Below are 16246 nucleotides of genomic sequence, written 5' to 3'. Positions count from 1 at the left end.
AGGGGGGTATAGTATGAGCCAGGAACCGCAACCCGATCTGGAGGAGACCTTCGATGAGCACCCAAACCGTCACCGTTACCGGCATGACCTGCGGGCACTGTGCCACCTCGGTGCGGGAAGAGGTGGGCGCCCTGCCCGGTGTGCAGACGGTCGAGGTCGATCTGTCGACCGGTCTGGTGACCATCGACAGTGAAACCCGCCTCGATCCGGCCGCGATCAACGACGCGGTCGCCGAGGCCGGCTACGCCGTCGCGGGGTGAGTGGGGTCCGTCATGAGTGCGCCGCAGAAGCTCATCGGGTTCGTCGTGGGACTGGCCGTGGTGTTCGCCGTGTCCTTCGGGATCGGCTCGGCAGTGACGCCGCCCAGCGCGCCCGCGGCAAGCCACGCCGGCCATGACGCGGGCCACGACGCCGGCCACGACGCGGCGTACACGCTTCGACTCGACGAGGCCGAATTACCCTCCGGCGCTGCGGTACCACTGCGGTTTCGCATCGCCGACGCCACCGGCGCGCCGTTGACCGATTACGTCGAGAGTCACGATGAACTGCTGCATCTGATCGTGGTGCGCCACGACCTGGCCGACTACCAGCATGTCCATCCGGTGCTCGACGACGCGGGCACCTGGAGTGTCCCGCTGGACCTGACCAAGCCCGGCGACTACCGGGTGTTCGCGGATTTCGTTCCGGCCGACGGTGATCCGGTCACGTTGGACGCCGACATGAGGGTCGCCGGGACATATCTGCCACAGCCGTTGCCCACGCCGTCGGACACCGCGACCGTCGATGGGTACACCGTCACGCTTTCTGGTGTGGCCAAGGCCGGGCAGGAGTCGGAGGTGGTGTTGTCGGTGAGCCGCGACGGTAAGCCCGTCACCGATCTGCAGCCGTACCTGGGTGCCTACGGTCACCTGGTCGCCGTGCGCGCGTCGGATCTGGCCTATCTACACGTCCATCCGATGAGTGACGCGGCCGATCCGGGCACCGCGTCGGGGCCCCAGATCGCCTTCCACACCACGCTTCCGAGCGCCGGCGCGTACCGGATGTTCCTGGATTTCAAGCATCGCGATGCGGTGCATACCGCCGAATTCACCGTTGAGGGGGCGCCATGAGTACCGCCACAGGACACGTCGAACTCGAGATCGGTGGAATGACCTGCGCCTCGTGCGCCGCCCGCATCGAGCGCAAACTCAACAAGCTCGAGGGTGTCACCGCGACCGTGAACTACGCGACCGAGAAGGCCAGTGTCGACGTTGCCGGTGAGGTGACGCCCGAGCAGCTGATCGAGGCCGTCGAGACCGTGGGTTACACCGCGCAGCTGCCGGCCGCCGACACCGCCGACGCTCGTGTCGAGGACGATCCCACCGCGGCGTTGCGCACGCGGCTGATCGTCTCGGCCGCACTGACCATCCCAGTGGTGGCCATGGCGATGGCTCCGGCGCTGCAGTTCACCAACTGGCAATGGCTTTCGCTCACCTTGGCCGCGCCGGTCGTGGTGTGGGGCGCGCTGCCGTTCCACCGAGCGGCCTGGACGAACCTGCGCCACGGCACCGCCACGATGGACACGCTCATCTCGATGGGCACGATCGCAGCTTTCGGTTGGTCGCTGTATGCGCTGTTCTGGGGTACCGCCGGGATACCGGGGATGACGCATCCGTTCTCGCTCGCCATCTCGCAGACCGACGGCGCGGGCAACATCTACCTTGAGGTCGCCGCCGGCGTCACCACGTTCATCCTGGCCGGCCGATACTTCGAGGCGCGGTCGAAGCGACGCGCAGGTGCGGCGCTGCGGGCCTTGCTCGAGCTGGGCACCAAGGACGTCGCGGTCCTGAAAGACGGTGGAGAACAACGGATTCCCATCGACGCGCTGGCGGTGGGGGACGAGTTCGTGGTGCGTCCCGGCGAGAAGATCGCCACCGACGGAGAGGTGATCGACGGTTCGTCGGCCGTGGACGCGTCGATGCTGACCGGCGAATCGGTGCCCGTGGAAGTCGGTCCGGGCGATGCGGTGGTCGGTGCCACGGTGAACGTCGGTGGCCGGCTCGTGGTGCGGGCCAGGCGGATCGGCTCCGATACGCAGCTCGCACAGATGGCCCGCCTGGTCGAGGACGCGCAGTCCGGCAAGGCGCAGGCGCAGCGTCTGGCCGACAAGGTCTCGGCGGTCTTCGTGCCCATCGTGATCGCCCTGGCGGTGGGCACTCTCGGCTTCTGGCTGGGGACGGGTGGCTCGGTGGCGGCGGCCTTCACCGCCGCGGTGGCAGTGCTGATCATCGCCTGCCCGTGCGCCTTGGGCCTGGCCACGCCGACGGCACTGCTGGTCGGCACCGGCCGCGGCGCCCAGTTGGGCATCCTGATCAAGGGGCCCGAGGTGCTGGAATCCACCCGTCGGGTGGACACCGTGGTGCTCGACAAGACCGGGACGGTGACCACTGGGGCGATGACGCTGCTGGACGTGATCGCGGCGGCGGGCGAGGATCCCGCCGAGGCATTGCGGTTGGCCGGCGCCGTCGAGGACGGCTCCGAACACCCGATCGCCAAGGCCATCGCCGACGGTGCCCGCGCCAAGGTGGGTGAGCTGCCCGCGGTCGACGGTTTCGCCAACGTGGCGGGACTCGGTGTGCAGGGTGTCGTGGAGGGCCACGCCCTGGTGGTGGGTCGGCCTGCCCTGCTGGCCGATTGGGGGCAGCGGCTGCCGGCGGATCTGGACACCGCGATGCGTGAGGCGCAGAGCCAGGGCCGGACCGCGATCGCCGTGGGGTGGGACGGCCAGGCGCGCGCCGTTCTGGTGGTTGCCGATGCGGTCAAGCCCACGTCGAAAGAAGCGATCGGACAACTCCGCGCGCTCGGTCTCGATCCGATCATGCTGACCGGTGACAACGGGGCCGCGGCTCAGGCGATCGCCGAACAGGTTGGTGTGCAAGAGGTTTACGCCGAGGTGTTGCCGCAGGACAAGGTGGACGTGATCAAGCGGCTTCAGGACGAGGGCCGCGTGGTGGCCATGGTCGGGGACGGGGTCAACGACGCCGCCGCACTGGCCCAGGCCGATCTTGGTCTGGCCATGGGCACCGGCACCGATGTCGCGATCCAGGCGAGTGATCTGACCCTGGTCCGCGGTGACCTGCGTACCGCAGCCGACGCCATCCGACTGTCGCGACGCACGTTGTCCACCATCAAGGGCAACCTGTTCTGGGCGTTCGCCTACAACGTGGCCGCGCTGCCGCTGGCCGCCGCCGGTCTGCTCAACCCGATGCTGGCCGGCGCCGCCATGGCGTTCTCGTCGGTGTTCGTGGTCAGTAACAGCCTGCGGCTCAGGCGATTCCGGTGAAACGGCTGGTGGCCCTGACGGCCATCGCCCTGTGGGCGGCAGTTCTCGCCGGGCAGTGGCAGGAGTCGAGCCACGACCACCCGGTACATCTGCCGCATGCGCTGTCTGCCGCGTTCGGTACCGGCAGCGACATGATGACGCTCGACCACGCGCACATCGGTAAGGGTTCCGTTCCCCACGTTCCGGATGGTTTCACCGCGGCGGTGCTGCCGCGCACCACGGCCGCGGCGGCCGCCCTGTCGTGGGTGGCGTTCGTCGTCGGCGGCGCGGTGATGTTCGGATGCGCCATCGTGGTGCGCTCCCAGCGCGGGCCACCGGACCGTCACGGTGTCCTCGTGGCCGGCCGAGAACTTCTACTTCGGATCTGTATCGCGCGCCGCTGATCGGCGGTGTGGGGCCAAGCGCGCCCAAAGCGCCGTGTTCCCAACGCTGCCCACATCAGTTGCCGTGTGTCCACACGGCTGGATACAGAAACGACGGATCAATGAACCATGTCCTTGCCGCCCGTTCTTTTCACCTGCTACGCCAGAACCGTGGCCCTAACACCATGGTCGGCCACACTCCGGCCCTGTGGGTTTCCGCGCCGTTCACCGATGACGGCCGCGGGTTCTGGGCCAAACTCGAAGGTTTCAACCCCGGGGGCATGAAAGACCGCCCCGCCATGCACATGGTGGAGCAGGCCCGGGCCAGAGGTGATCTGCGGCCGGGCGGACGAATCATCGAATCGACCAGCGGCACACTGGGGTTGGGGCTGGCCTTTGCCGCGACCGTGTACCACCACCCGGTGACCCTGGTGACCGATCCGGGCCTGGAGCCCATCATCGCCCGCATGCTGGCCGCCTACGGTGCGGAGGTTTCCACCGTCACCGAACCGCATCCGACCGGTGGCTGGCAGCAGGCCCGGCGCGACCGGGTCGCCGAACTGCTCGCGACCAACGACAACGCCTGGTATCCCGACCAGTACAACAATCCCGACAACGTCGAGGCCTACCGGCCACTGGCGCTGGAACTCAACGCCCAGATCGGTCACGTCGGCGTGCTGGTCTGCTCGGTCGGGACCGGCGGCCATTCGGCCGGCGTGGCCCGAGTACTGCGTGAGCTCAACCCGACAATGCGGCTGATCGGTGTGGACACCATCGGCTCGACAATCTTCGGGCAGCCTGCCGCCACCCGCGTCATGCGGGGCTTGGGTTCGAGTATCTATCCCCGTAACGTCGACTACGGCGCATTCGACGAGGTGCACTGGGTCGCGCCGGGCGAGGCGGTGTGGGCCGCCCGCACGCTGGCGTCGACGTATTGCGCCAGCGGGGGCTGGAGCGTCGGCGCGGTCGGTCTGGTGGCGGGCTGGGCAGCGCGCAATCATCCCGCGGGCACCACGATCGCCGCGGTGTTCCCCGATGGTCCGCAGCGGTATTTCGACACGGTGTACAACGACGATTACTGCCGTGCGCTCGGCATCCTCGATCACCGTCCGGCCGACGAACCCGAGACCATCGGGCACCCCGGCGATCGGGTGGTGCAGTCGTGGACCCGTTGCGAAAACATCACCGATCCGATGGCGGTCGCCGGATGAGCGGGCTCATAACGCAATTCCGCAGCTTCGACATGCCCAGCCGGCTGTTGATGGTCAACCAGTTCGGCATCAACCTCGGCTTCTACATGCTGATGCCGTACCTGGCCGGCTATCTGGCCGGACCCCTCGGCCTGGCGGCGTGGGCAGTGGGCTTGGTGCTGGGCGTCCGGAACTTCTCGCAGCAGGGCATGTTCATCGTCGGCGGCACCCTGGCCGACCGGCTCGGGTACAAGCCCCTGATCGTCGCCGGCTGCCTACTGCGCACCGCGGGCTTCGTCCTGTTGGTCGTGGCGGACTCCCTTCCGGCGATGCTCATCGCCTCGGCCGCAACGGGTTTCGCCGGGGCACTCTTCAATCCCGCGGTCCGGGCGTATCTGGCCGCCGATGCCGGTGACCGGCGGGTCGAGGCCTTCGCCACGTTCAACGTGTTCTACCAGGCCGGAACCCTGCTGGGCCCGCTGGTGGGAATGGCGTTGCTGGCCTTCGATTTCCGGGTTACCGCGGCGGTGGCCGCCGCGATCTTCGCGGTACTGACCGTGGCTCAGTTGCTGGCCCTGCCGCGACATCGGGCCGAGCCCGAGACTGAGCGTAGTTCGGTTCTCGAGGACTGGCGAAGTGTCATCGCCAACCGCGGGTTCGTGTTGTTCGCGGTGGCGATGATCGGGTCCTACGTGTTGTCCTTCCAGGTGTATCTGGCGCTACCGCTGCAAGCGGCTTCGCTGCGGCCGGGCGACGAAACCGTGTTGGTGGCAGCCGTGTTCGTGACGTCCGGTCTGATCGCCGTGGGCGGTCAGCTCCGCATCACACGGTGGTTTTCGGACCGCTGGGGGCCGCGTCGCAGCCTGGTGGTCGGCGTGCTGGTGCTCGCGGCGGCCTTCGCGCCGATGGCCGTGGTGCCCGACGGAGACCGATTCGGGACCGCCGCGGCGGTGGCCGCCCTCATCGGTTCGTCGGCGTTGCTGGCGCTCGGTTCGGCCGCGGTGTTCCCGTTCGAGATGGACACCGTTGTCGCCCTTTCGGGCGGTCGGCTGGTCGCGACCCACTACGGCTTCTACAACACCGTCGTCGGCATCGGGATCCTGCTGGGCAACCTGGCCACCGGTTCGCTGATCGGTGCGGCGCGCACCGCGGGCCTGGCCGAACTGGTGTGGCTGGGCCTCACGGCGATCGGTCTGGTGTCCGCGGTGGCGCTCTACGTGTTGATGCGCGACGGTGGGAAGTTGGCGCCGAGCGCGTCACTCACTGCATCGGGACCGTGACACCCTCCGACGGCTGGACGATCACGAAGCCGTTGCCGTGGAACGCAACCTGCAACGCTTCGCCAGAGCCCCGGCCGATCAGCGCGCCTGCCTTGAAACTGGTCTTGAGCTGAGTCTGCAGATGAGCCGACCAGGCCACCACGGCGTTGGTGTCGGCGAACGTCGGGGCCTCGGAGGCGTCGAGCACCACCGGTGGGCCGTCGGTGGTCAACGCCACCCATCCGTTGCCGCGCAGGGTGGTGTTGAACAGGCCGCCGGTGGCGATACTGCCACCGCGGACCCGCTCGATGTTCCAGTCCAGACTCGACGAGAACGCCAGCACGTTCTTGCCGCTGACCGACAGTCCGGAGTTGGACAGCTGTAGCAGGTGGACGTCGAATCCCTGATCGGCCAGGAACACGTCACCCTGTCCCTGGCAGCGCATCAGCGGCAGGCCTTCACCGGTCAGCGCCTTCTTGATGAACTTCGAGGCGCCGCCGCCCTCGAAGGCGAAGTCGACGTTGCCCTGGTAGGCGACCATGGAACCCTGGCGGGCCATGAACGGTTCGCCCAGGCGGACCCGCAGCATCTTCTTGTTCTGATTGGCGATCGGAGTTGCCTCTTTCTCGCTGAACCGGCCGTCGACCAGATCCCCACTGATCCCGGCGAATCCGTCGCCCTGGGGCTGTGCCGGTGCCTGCGGTCGTGACTGCTGCGGTTGGCCCCCGAGCGGTGCCCGGCCGGGCTGTCCTTGGTGGGACACCTGATCGGTCCACGAGCGCCCGTCCCACCAGCGGTATTCGTAGCGGCCTTCGGGATCGGGCAACCAGCCGGGCGGGGTGGGTCCGTTCACAATCACTCCTCGGATCGGGTTTCGGGGATCGACCCTAGTGGCAACCCGATATGCCCTGGCATTCTTGGTGCCATGGCAAAGGAAATCGACCCGATCCGTGCCCAGGGCGCTCTCGCGGTCTTGAGGCAGCACCCCGGCATGGTGCTGTTCGCGGTGTCGCCGGCGATCGTCGCGCTGGGCGCCGTGTGGTGGATCGCGGGCCCGGGTTGGGCCGGGCTGCTGCTGGTCGCGCTGGTGCTGGCCGGTGGCGCCGCGCTGCTGCTCAAGCGCAACTGAACCGCCAAGCCAGAATTTGGGGTTCGCCGGTGGTGAACGCCGTCCCATCTGCGGTGTAACGGTGTAATCATGTAATTATGACAAAACATCAACACCATCGCCGGTCCGCGAACGAGGCCGCCGAATGGTTCGCGGGCCGATTGCCCGATGCCTGGTTCGTCGACGACCCGACCGTGATCGTCGACCGTGAAGAGATCACCGTCATCGGCCGGCTTCCCGATGCGGAAGAGGCCGAGACAAAGGCCCGGGCCTCCGGCCGGGCGTCGCGATTCCGGGAGGAGACGCGTGGTGAGCGCATGCGCATCGCCGACGAGGCGCAGGGGCGTTTCGATCGCAAGGTGTCCTGGGGCGTGGAAGTGAGCGACGGTGAGACCGGCACCGAGCGAATTCTCTTCACCCACATCGCCGTACCGGTGATGACCCGGCTCAGGCAACCCGAACGGCTGGTGCTCGACACCCTCGTCGACGCCGGCGTGGCCCGGTCGCGTTCGGACGCGTTGGCGTGGTCGGTGCGCCTGGTCGGTCAGCACACCGAGGAGTGGCTGGACAAGCTGCGCGACGCCATGAAAGCCGTCGACGATCTGCGTGCCGAAGGGCCCGGTGTCTAGATCCGCTCGACCCCGACGTAGACCGAGCCCAGCGCCGAGGTCTGCGACAACGGATCGATCGATTCGCGGTTGGCCAGCAGGTTGCGGTTCACGCCGTACGATTGCGGAGCGCCGCCGTGCTGCGGGTCGAATACTCTTGAGCCCCAGCCATGGTCGAGGACGACGACGCCGCGGCGGGGCCGGTCGCTGAGGGTGGCCGTCACCTCCAGCTGGCCGGTCGAGGAGAACACCCGCACCCGATCGCTCGCCGCGATGCCCAGGGTCGCAGCATCCTCGGGGTGCATCAGCAGCTCGTTGTCCTTGCCGCCGGGATGCAGACCCGGCACTTCGTTGAGCCACGAATTCATCGAATGGCGCCGCCGCCGGTTGCCCAGTACGAACGGAAACCCCTCCGGGGCAACAGGAGCCGCAGCCTCGAGCAACTCTCGGGCGCGGACCAGGAACTGTGCCGGCGCCGCCTGAACCTTGCGGTCCGGCGTCCGCAAGGCATCGCGGAACCGGCCGAACCGCCGCGGCCCGAGCACCAGACCGTGTGGGTGCGCCTTGAGCTCGCGCCAGCGCAGCTTGTGTCCGTCGACTTTTCGCGAGGCCAGGATGATCAGCCGGTCCATCCAGTGCGGTCCGAACTCCAGGCCCGGCCACCGAGTGTGTGCCGCCAGCCATCGGGTGGCACGGACGAACCCGTTGAATCCCCTGGCGCCGAACAACGGACGGCGCATGGCCAGTGCCAGATCGGTGAAGATCCGCCACTCCTCGCGTGCATCGTCGGGCGGTTCGACGGCTCTCGCGCCGTACTGCACATATGGCTCGTCGTGCATGCCGCTGGTGAAGGCCAGTAGATCGTCACGTTCCAGCCAGTGCACCGCGGGCAGCAGCCAGTGTGCGTGCCGGTGGCTCTCGCGCTGCACCAGGTCGATGGCCACCAGAAGATCCAGCTGAGCCAGCGCGGCATCGAGCCGGCCGCCGTCCGGCCCGGAGACCACTGGGTTGCCGGAGTTGATCACCAGCGCGCGGATCTGGCCGCGTCCCGGGGTGGTGATCTCGTCAGGCAGCTCGGCCAGTGCGTGTGCTCCGGCCACCAGCTGGCGCCCGGCGAGCCGGCTGGTGTGCGGGCGGGTGGCGGCCAGCCCGGCCAGTCTCAGGGTGTCGACGTAACCCGGCTCGAAGCGGCGCCCGCCCGGGCGATCCATCCGCCCGGTGACGAGGTTGAGCACGTGGCCCAGCCATTCGGCCACCGTCCCGGCGGCGTGCAGCGAGACGCCGGTGCGGGTGATGACCATCGCCCGTGGCGCCGAGGCGAATTCACGGGCCACGCGTTCGATGGTGGCTCGGTCGATGTCGCAGCGGGCGGCCAGGTCGTCGAGGTCGGCGGCGGCGGTCAGGACGCGAAGGGGCTGCACCCCGGTGGCCAGCTCGGCACAGTCGGCGCGGTGTTCCCGCCCTTCGTCGAGGATCACCTTGACCATCGCGAGCAGCAGTGCCCAATCCTGTCCCGGTCGGACCGACAGATGCAGATCGGCGGCCTGCGCGCTCTCGGTGGCCAGCGGGTCCACCACGACGATGCGGGCCCCCTGCTTCTGCCGGGCCAACGCCCGTCGCCAGCCGCCCGGTACCGACTCCACCCAATTCCAGGCGCTGACAGCGGGATTGGCGCCGACGATCAGAAAGTAATCACAGTTGTCGACGTCGGACACCGGCACCATCAGCGGTGAGCCGTACATGGCCTCGGCGACCACGTGCAGCGCGTTCTGGTCCACCGATCCGACCGCATAGCGGTTGTACGTGCCGACCGCATCCAGCCAGGCGTTCATGAACACCAAATTGGACGAGGAGTACCCGGCGGGGTTGCCGTAATAGGCGGCCACCGCATCCGGTCCGCCGTCGTCGATGATGCGGTTCATCCGTCGGGCGATATCGCTGATCGCCTCGTCCCAGCTCGCCTCGACGTACTTGTCGCCGACCCGGCGCATCGGTGCAAGGATGCGCCGCGGATGCTCCACCACCTGGGCGGCGGTGCGACCCTTCGCGCAGAAATCACCCCAGGTGTGTGGGTTGAGTTTGTCGGCGGCGATCTTGACCGCCCGGTTGTCCTGGACGGTCACCTCGAGGCCGCAGGAGGCCAGGCAGTACCGGCAGAAGGTGTGCACGGTACTGGTCGTCATTACACCGACACTACAATTTGTAACGGCTTTGGGGAACTAAACCCGCGTCATCTCCCAATACCGGCCATGGCGGGTCATGAGCTCTTCATGGGTGCCGCGCTCGATGATCCGGCCGGCATCCATGACCAGGATCAGGTCGGCATCCCGGATCGTCGAAAGCCGGTGGGCGATGATGAAACTCGTCCGGTCCCGGCGCAACTCGGCCATCGCGCGCTGGATCAGCAGCTCGGTGCGGGTATCCACCGCACTGGTGGCCTCGTCGAGCACCAGCACCCGCGGCCGGGCCAGCACGGCCCGAGCGATGGTGATCAACTGCTTCTCGCCGGCACTGATGGCGCCGCCGTCGTCGTCGACGCGGGTGGCGTAGCCGTCCGGCAGCGTGTGCACAAACCGGTCCACGTACGCCGCCCGGGCCGCCTGGATCACCTCGTCTTCTGTCGCATCGGCCCGGCCGTAGGCGATGTTGTCGTAGATCGTGCCGCCGAACAGCCAGGTGTCCTGCAGCACCATGCCGATCGAGGACCGCAGTGACTGGCGGCTCACCGTGGAGATGTCCACGCCATCGATCAGGATGCGGCCCGAATCGACGTCATAGAACCGCATCAGCAGGTTCACGCACGTGGTCTTGCCGGCACCGGTCGGGCCGACGATCGCCACGGTGGTCCCCGGTTCGGCCACCAGCGATAGGTCTTCGATCACCGGGGTGTCCGGCAGGTAGCCGAAGCTCACCCGGTCGAATTCCACCCGGCCGCTGCGGATCTGCAGTGCGGCAGCCGGTTCGGGGGATTGCTCGTCGGCGTCGAGCAGATCGAAAACCCGTTCCGCGCTGGCGATCCCGGACTGCAGTGTGTTGTACATCCCGGCCAGCTGGCTCAGCGGCTGGTTGAACTGCCGCACGTATTGGATGAAGGCCTGGATGCTGCCGAGCGTGATCTGGCCCGTGGCCACCTGCAGTCCGCCCACCACGGCGACGGCCACATAGCCGAGATTGCCGATGAAACTCGTCGCGGGCCCCACCAGACCCGAGAAGAACTGGGCTCCGATACTGGAGCGGTAGACCTCCTCGTTGAGCTCGTCGAAACGCTGCTGAGCGGCCTGCCGGTGCCCGAAGGTCTTGACGATGGTGAAACCGCTGTAGGTCTCCTCGACATGGGCCGCCAACCGGCCGGTGTTGCGCCACTGCGCGACGAACAACGGCTGCGACCGCCGGGTGATCCACCGGATCACCCACAGCGACAGCGGCACGGTGAGGACCGTCAGCAACGCCAGCAGCGGCGAGATGGTCAGCATCATCGCCAACACCGCGAACACCGTCAGTACCGAGGTCAACAGCTGGCTGATGGACATCGACACCGAGCCCTGGACATTGTCGATGTCGTTGGTGACCCGGCTGAGCACCTCGCCGCGTTGACGGGAATCGAAATAGGACAGCGGAAGTCGGTGCAGTTTGTCCTCGACCTCGGAACGCAACGCGATCATGGTCCGCTGCACCGCAACGTTGAGCAATCTGGCCTGTAGCCAGACCAGCACCGCGGCAAGCAGATACAGACCCAGCGCGAGGGCCAGCGTGCGGGCCACCGCGGCGAAGTCCACGCCGTGGCCCGGCACCACGTCCATGCCGGACAACAGGTCGGCGAAGGTGGTATCGCCGCGGGCCCGGGCGGCGTCGATGGCCTGCTCCTTGGTCAGCCCCGCCGGCAGCTCGCGCCCGATCACCCCGTTGAACAACAGATCGGTCGCGTGTCCCAGGATCCGGGGCCCGATCACCCCGATCGCGATGCCGGCCACGCCGAGCAGCACCACCGAGATCGCCAGGCCCCGTTGCGGTATCAGGCGCCTGAGCAGCCGCAGGGCCGAACCGCGGAAGTCCCGGGTGCGCTCGACCGGCGGGGCCGGGGTGCCGGACCGGCGTAGCACGGGCCCGGTCATCGTGGGTCTCCGGCCGTGATGGCTTGTGACGCCGCGAACTCGGCATACGTGGGGCAGTCGACGAGCAGGGACTCGTGGGTGCCGACGCCGACGATGCAGCCGTCTTCGAGTACGACCACCTGATCGGCCTCGAGAACCGTCGAGATGCGTTGCGCCACGATGACGACGGTGGCGTCGGCCGACGCGTCGCGCAGGGCGGCGCGCACCCTGGCGTCGGTCTGCACGTCGAGGGCCGAGAACGCGTCGTCGAAGAGGTAGATCGCGGGTCGGCGGATCACCGCCCGCGCGATCGCGAGCCGTTGCCGTTGGCCGCCGGAGAAATTGATGCCGCCCTGGGCCACCGGACGGTCCAGCCCGTCAGGGTGGGCCGCGACGAACTCGTCGGCCGCGGCGATCCGCAACGCCGCCCACATCTGGGCCTCGGTGAGCTCCTGGCCCGGCGCGGCGCCGTAGCGCAGGTTCTCGGCCACGGTCCCGGAGAACAGATAACCGCGTTGCGGCACCAGGCCGATCACCGACCACAGCTGCTCCAGCTCGAGATCCCGGACGTCCACGCCGTCGATGCGGACTGCGCCGGAGGTGACGTCGTAGAACCGGCAGATCATCGCGAGCAGCGTGGATTTGCCCGAGCCCGTGGAGCCGACCACGGCGGTCGTGGTGCCGGGGGCGATGTGCAATGAAACCTGCTGCAGCACCGCACGGTCGGCGCCGGGGTAACTGAACGATGCGTCGTCGAACACGATCTCGCCGGCCATGGACACCGGGCGCACGGGGGCCACCGGGGTGGCGATCCGCGGCTGGGCCGTCAGCACCCCGCCGATCCGCTCGGCGCACACCGACGCACGCGGGAACATCACCGCCAAGACCGTGGCCATCAACACCGACATCAGAATCTGCATGAAGTAGGCCAGAAACGCGATCAGCGAACCCACCTGCATGTGGCCCGCGTCGATCCGAAGCCCGCCGAACCAGATCAGCGCGACGCTGGAGACGTTGATCACCAGTGTGGTGGCCGGAAGCATCAGCGCCTGCCATTGCCCGGCTTCCAGCGCGGTGGTCGACAGCGCCGCGTTGGCCTCGGCGAACCGGGTTTGTTCGACCGGTTCTCGGGCGAACGCCCGGATCACCCTGATCCCCGACAGTTGATCGCGCAGTACCCGATTGATCCCGTCGATCAACCGCTGCATGCGACGGAAGATTGGCATCAGGTGTCTGATGATCCAGTAGTTGGCCAGCGCCAGCATCGGCACACTGACCAACAGCAGCCATGACAGCCCGGCGTCCTGGTGCAGCGCCATCAGGATTCCGCCGACCGACATGATCGGCGCGGTGATCAGGATGGTGGCGGTCATCTGCAGCAGTTGTTGGATCTGCCCGACGTCGTTGGTGGTGCGGGTCAACAGCGAGGGGGCGCCGAACCGGCCGGTCTCCTCGGCCGAGAACGTGATGACGTGACCGAAGATCGCCGAGCGGAGGTCGCGCCCGAATCCCATCGCCGCGCGCGAGCCGAAGAACACCGCCCCGATGGCGCACGCCACCTGCAACCCGGTGACCGCCAGCATCACCCCGCCGAGTTCGACGATGCGGCGGGTGTCGCCTTTGGCCACCCCGTCGTCGATGATGGCCGCGTTGACCGTGGGCAGGTACAGCGAGGCCAGGGTACTGATCACCTGCAGTGCCGCGACAACCGCGAGCAGCCGCCGGTACGGCCGCACGTACTGTCGCAGCAGCGCCCTGAGCATCTGGTAACTCTCGCACACCTGCCGATGTCGTCCGGCGTGCCGCCGCTGTCGTGTCGACACGACGAAAGTCCAGGTCAATAGGTATGTCTCGAACAGGCTCAGATGCTGCCGCTACAGTGCATGACGTGACTGTCCGCACGGCCACCATGCCACGAATCACCCACGCCAGAGCCTTGGCGGTCCTGGCTGCGGCCATGATTCCGGTGTTCGCCGGGTGCTCGACCGACGAGCCCGCGTCCCCAGAGGTTCCGCAAACCCAGTCACCGAGTGCCGGCGGTGACATCAAGCACGGCCCGCACTTTCCTCAGTGCGGTGGGGTGACCGATGAGACTGTCACCCAGTTGACCGAGGTCCAGGGGCTGGTCAATACCGCGACCAACTCCTCGGGGTGTCAGTGGTTGCAGGGCGGGAGCATCCTGGGACCCCACTTCTCGTTCACCTGGTTCCGGGGCAGCCCGATCGGCCGGGAACGCAAGACCGAGGAACTGTCGCGGACCAGCGTGGAGGACATCAACATCGAGGGCCACGGCGGCTTCATCGCGATCGGGGAGAACCCCCTGAAGGCCGGCGACGTCAACCTCTGTGAGATCGGAATCCAGTTCGATGACGACTTCATCGAGTGGTCGGTGAGCTTCGACCAGAAGCCGTATCCGGATCCGTGCGAGGTGGCCAAGGAACTGACCCGCCAGTCGATTGTGAATTCCAAATGAGCGCGCACCGCCCAGTCGCAGCAGTCATGGCCGCACTGGCCCTGTTCGTCGGGCTGACCGGCTGCTCCCGCACCGTGGACGGCACCGCGGCCAAGGAAGGTGCCGGCGGCGGGCCCAGCAACAACAACTCCGAGAAGACGTATCCCAACCTTCTCAAGGAGTGCGATGTCCTGACCACCGACATCCTGGCCAAGACGGTGGGCGCGGACCCGCTGGACATCCAGAGCACGTTCGTCGGCGCGGTCTGTCGCTGGCAGGCGGCCAACCCGGGCGGGCTGGTCGACATCACCCGGTTCTGGTACGAGCAGGGCAGCCTGGACAACGAACGTCAGACCGCCGAGAAGCTGCAGTACGGGATCGAACAACGCCGCATCGCCGGCGTCGATTCGATCATCATGAAGCCCAACGGGCTCAATGGGGCCTGCGGTGTGGCCAGTGACGCGGCGGGCGTGGTGGGCTGGTGGGTCAATCCCCAGGCGCCCGGCATCGATGCCTGTCCGATGGCCACCAAGCTGATGGAACTGACGCTGGCCACCAACTCTTAGCGAGGTATGTGGAATCGGGCCAGCCTCGCGCCGCCGAGCGCGAGGGTGTCCCAGGGCCCGTCGACGTGCAGCACGACGATCGCCGAGGTCGGAAACTTCAGCGAAATGCTCTCCGCTGCAGCGATATTGGATCCATCGGACAGTCCGAGCGCGACCGCCGACATGGCCGGCTCGTGACCGATCACCAGCACTGTCGACGGCTCGCTACCGAAACGTGACGACACCCCGTTGATTTCGTCGATGACGGTGCCCGGCCTGGCGTCGTAGATCCGTTCGGCGTACTGCACGGGCGCATCGATGCCGGTGCGTGCCAAGGTCTGGCGGGTCCGGGTCGCCGTCGAGCACAACACGGCGTCCACCGCGGCGACGTTGGCCCGGATCCAGTCCCCGGCCAACGCGGCCTCCCTGATGCCGCGCGCGGCCAACGGCCGGTCATGGTCGGCCACCCCATCCGGGTAGTCGGACTTGGCATGGCGCATCAGCAGCAGGGTGCGGTGATCCATAGGGGTAACGGTAGCTACCAACCGCGTTCGGCGAGCCGGTGTGGTGCGGCGAGTTCTTCGACGTTGATGCCGACCATGGCCTCACCAAGACCACGCGACACCTTGGCCAGCACATCGGGATCGTCGTAGAAGGTCGTGGCCTTGACGATCGCCGCCGCCCGCTGCTCGGGATTGCCCGACTTGAAGATCCCCGACCCGACGAACACACCCTCAGCACCGAGCTGCATCATCATCGCCGCATCCGCCGGGGTCGCGATCCCACCGGCGGTGAACAACGTCACCGGCAACTTGCCGGCCCGGGCCACCTCCACCACCAACTCATACGGGGCCTGCAGCTCCTTGGCCGCCACATACAACTCATCCTCGCTCATCGAGGTGAGCCGGCGAATCTCCCCGCCGATCTTGCGCATATGCGTGGTGGCATTCGAGACATCGCCGGTGCCGGCCTCACCCTTGGACCGGATCATCGCCGCGCCCTCGGTGATCCGGCGCAACGCCTCACCCAGATTGGTCGCCCCGCACACGAACGGCACGGTGAAGCGCCACTTGTCGATGTGGTTCGTGTAGTCGGCCGGAGTCAGCACCTCGGACTCATCGATGTAATCCACACCCAGACTTTGCAAGATCTGCGCCTCGACGAAATGCCCGATCCGGGCCTTGGCCATCACCGGGATCGTGACCGCCGAGACAATCCCGTCGATCATGTCCGGATCACTCATCCGCGACACCCCGCCCTGCGCGCGGATGTCAGCCGGCACCCGCTCCAGGGCCATCACGGCCACCGC

16 protein-coding genes are annotated in these 16246 nt (G+C 67.5%); 10 read left to right on the top strand and 6 right to left on the bottom strand.

All coding sequences use genetic code 11. The features are described 5' to 3' along the window. Positions 1–53 precede the first annotated feature (53 nt). The 6 genes from A5733_RS10550 (at position 54) to A5733_RS10525 (ending at position 6154) form a co-directional block, all read left to right on the top strand. Positions 54–260 (top strand): heavy-metal-associated domain-containing protein, encoded by a 207-nt coding sequence (locus A5733_RS10550; protein WP_076240074.1) that lies wholly within the window; start codon positions 54–56, stop codon positions 258–260. A 12-nt stretch (positions 261–272) separates the two neighbouring features. Beyond that, the gene (locus A5733_RS10545) at positions 273–1109 is read left to right on the top strand and encodes a hypothetical protein (RefSeq protein ID WP_076240083.1); all 837 of its coding nucleotides are present in this window, start codon (positions 273–275) and stop codon (positions 1107–1109) included. Then, entirely contained in the window at positions 1106–3322 is a 2217-nt protein-coding gene (locus A5733_RS10540) for a cation-translocating P-type ATPase (RefSeq protein WP_076240073.1), read from the top strand. The genes A5733_RS10545 and A5733_RS10540 overlap by 4 nt, the downstream gene beginning before the upstream one ends. Next, entirely contained in the window at positions 3319–3705 is a 387-nt protein-coding gene (locus A5733_RS10535) for a hypothetical protein (protein WP_082957813.1), read from the top strand. Before A5733_RS10540 ends, A5733_RS10535 begins: the two co-directional genes overlap by 4 nt. 101 nt (positions 3706–3806) lie before the next feature. Further along, positions 3807–4895 carry a PLP-dependent cysteine synthase family protein gene (locus tag A5733_RS10530; protein ID WP_076240072.1) on the top strand — a complete coding sequence of 363 codons (1089 nt, stop codon included), beginning with the start codon at positions 3807–3809 and terminating at the stop codon, positions 4893–4895. Beyond that, entirely contained in the window at positions 4892–6154 is a 1263-nt protein-coding gene (locus A5733_RS10525) for an MFS transporter (protein ID WP_076240071.1), read from the top strand. Before A5733_RS10530 ends, A5733_RS10525 begins: the two co-directional genes overlap by 4 nt. Here the strand turns inward: A5733_RS10525 and A5733_RS10520 are convergent. Further along, entirely contained in the window at positions 6135–6986 is an 852-nt protein-coding gene (locus tag A5733_RS10520) for an AIM24 family protein (RefSeq protein ID WP_076240082.1), read from the bottom strand. The two genes, A5733_RS10525 and A5733_RS10520, sit on opposite strands and share 20 nt — an antisense overlap. A gap of 72 nt (positions 6987–7058) precedes the next feature. Here A5733_RS10520 and A5733_RS10515 point away from each other — a divergent pair, with 72 nt between their 5' ends. Then, the gene (locus A5733_RS10515; RefSeq protein WP_067769251.1) at positions 7059–7262 is read left to right on the top strand and encodes a hypothetical protein; all 204 of its coding nucleotides are present in this window, start codon (positions 7059–7061) and stop codon (positions 7260–7262) included. A 77-nt stretch (positions 7263–7339) separates the two neighbouring features. Beyond that, positions 7340–7870, top strand: coding sequence for a hypothetical protein (locus A5733_RS10510; protein ID WP_076240070.1), 531 nt, complete (start codon positions 7340–7342; stop codon positions 7868–7870). Here the strand turns inward: A5733_RS10510 and A5733_RS10505 are convergent. Genes A5733_RS10505 through A5733_RS10495 form a run of 3 tightly spaced genes read right to left on the bottom strand, consistent with a single transcriptional unit; the run spans position 7867 to position 13703 of the window. Further along, a complete protein-coding gene (locus A5733_RS10505; protein WP_076240069.1) occupies positions 7867–10032 on the bottom strand; it encodes a molybdopterin-dependent oxidoreductase in 2166 nt (721 codons plus the stop codon). The two genes, A5733_RS10510 and A5733_RS10505, sit on opposite strands and share 4 nt — an antisense overlap. Before the next feature lie 36 nt (positions 10033–10068). Continuing rightward, positions 10069–11961 (bottom strand): ABC transporter ATP-binding protein, encoded by a 1893-nt coding sequence (locus tag A5733_RS10500; protein WP_076240068.1) that lies wholly within the window; start codon positions 11959–11961, stop codon positions 10069–10071. Further along, positions 11958–13703, bottom strand: coding sequence for an ABC transporter ATP-binding protein (locus tag A5733_RS10495; RefSeq protein WP_076240081.1), 1746 nt, complete (start codon positions 13701–13703; stop codon positions 11958–11960). The genes A5733_RS10500 and A5733_RS10495 overlap by 4 nt, the downstream gene beginning before the upstream one ends. Before the next feature lie 146 nt (positions 13704–13849). Between A5733_RS10495 and A5733_RS10490 the strand changes: the two genes are divergently transcribed. Together A5733_RS10490 and A5733_RS10485 are read left to right on the top strand one after the other, a co-directional pair. Then, the gene (locus A5733_RS10490; RefSeq protein ID WP_067769271.1) at positions 13850–14413 is read left to right on the top strand and encodes a DUF3558 domain-containing protein; all 564 of its coding nucleotides are present in this window, start codon (positions 13850–13852) and stop codon (positions 14411–14413) included. Beyond that, positions 14410–14958: a DUF3558 domain-containing protein gene (locus A5733_RS10485; protein WP_067769242.1), complete on the top strand. Its 549-nt coding sequence runs from the start codon at positions 14410–14412 to the stop codon at positions 14956–14958. Before A5733_RS10490 ends, A5733_RS10485 begins: the two co-directional genes overlap by 4 nt. On the opposite strand, the gene A5733_RS10480 is transcribed toward A5733_RS10485, so the two are convergent. Continuing rightward, positions 14955–15461, bottom strand: a complete 507-nt coding sequence (locus A5733_RS10480; RefSeq protein ID WP_076240067.1) for a histidine phosphatase family protein — start codon at positions 15459–15461, stop codon at positions 14955–14957. The genes A5733_RS10485 and A5733_RS10480 overlap by 4 nt on opposite strands. Before the next feature lie 14 nt (positions 15462–15475). Continuing rightward, on the bottom strand, positions 15476–16246 hold a 771-nt coding region (pdxS, locus tag A5733_RS10475; RefSeq protein ID WP_076240066.1), incomplete at its 5' end, for a pyridoxal 5'-phosphate synthase lyase subunit PdxS.

This window comes from Mycobacterium sp. NS-7484 (assembly GCF_001953975.1).
GTDB lineage: Bacteria > Actinomycetota > Actinomycetes > Mycobacteriales > Mycobacteriaceae > Mycobacterium.
The sequence above is the reverse complement of the archived record's forward strand: the minus strand, read 5'-3'. Positions and strand labels throughout refer to the sequence as shown.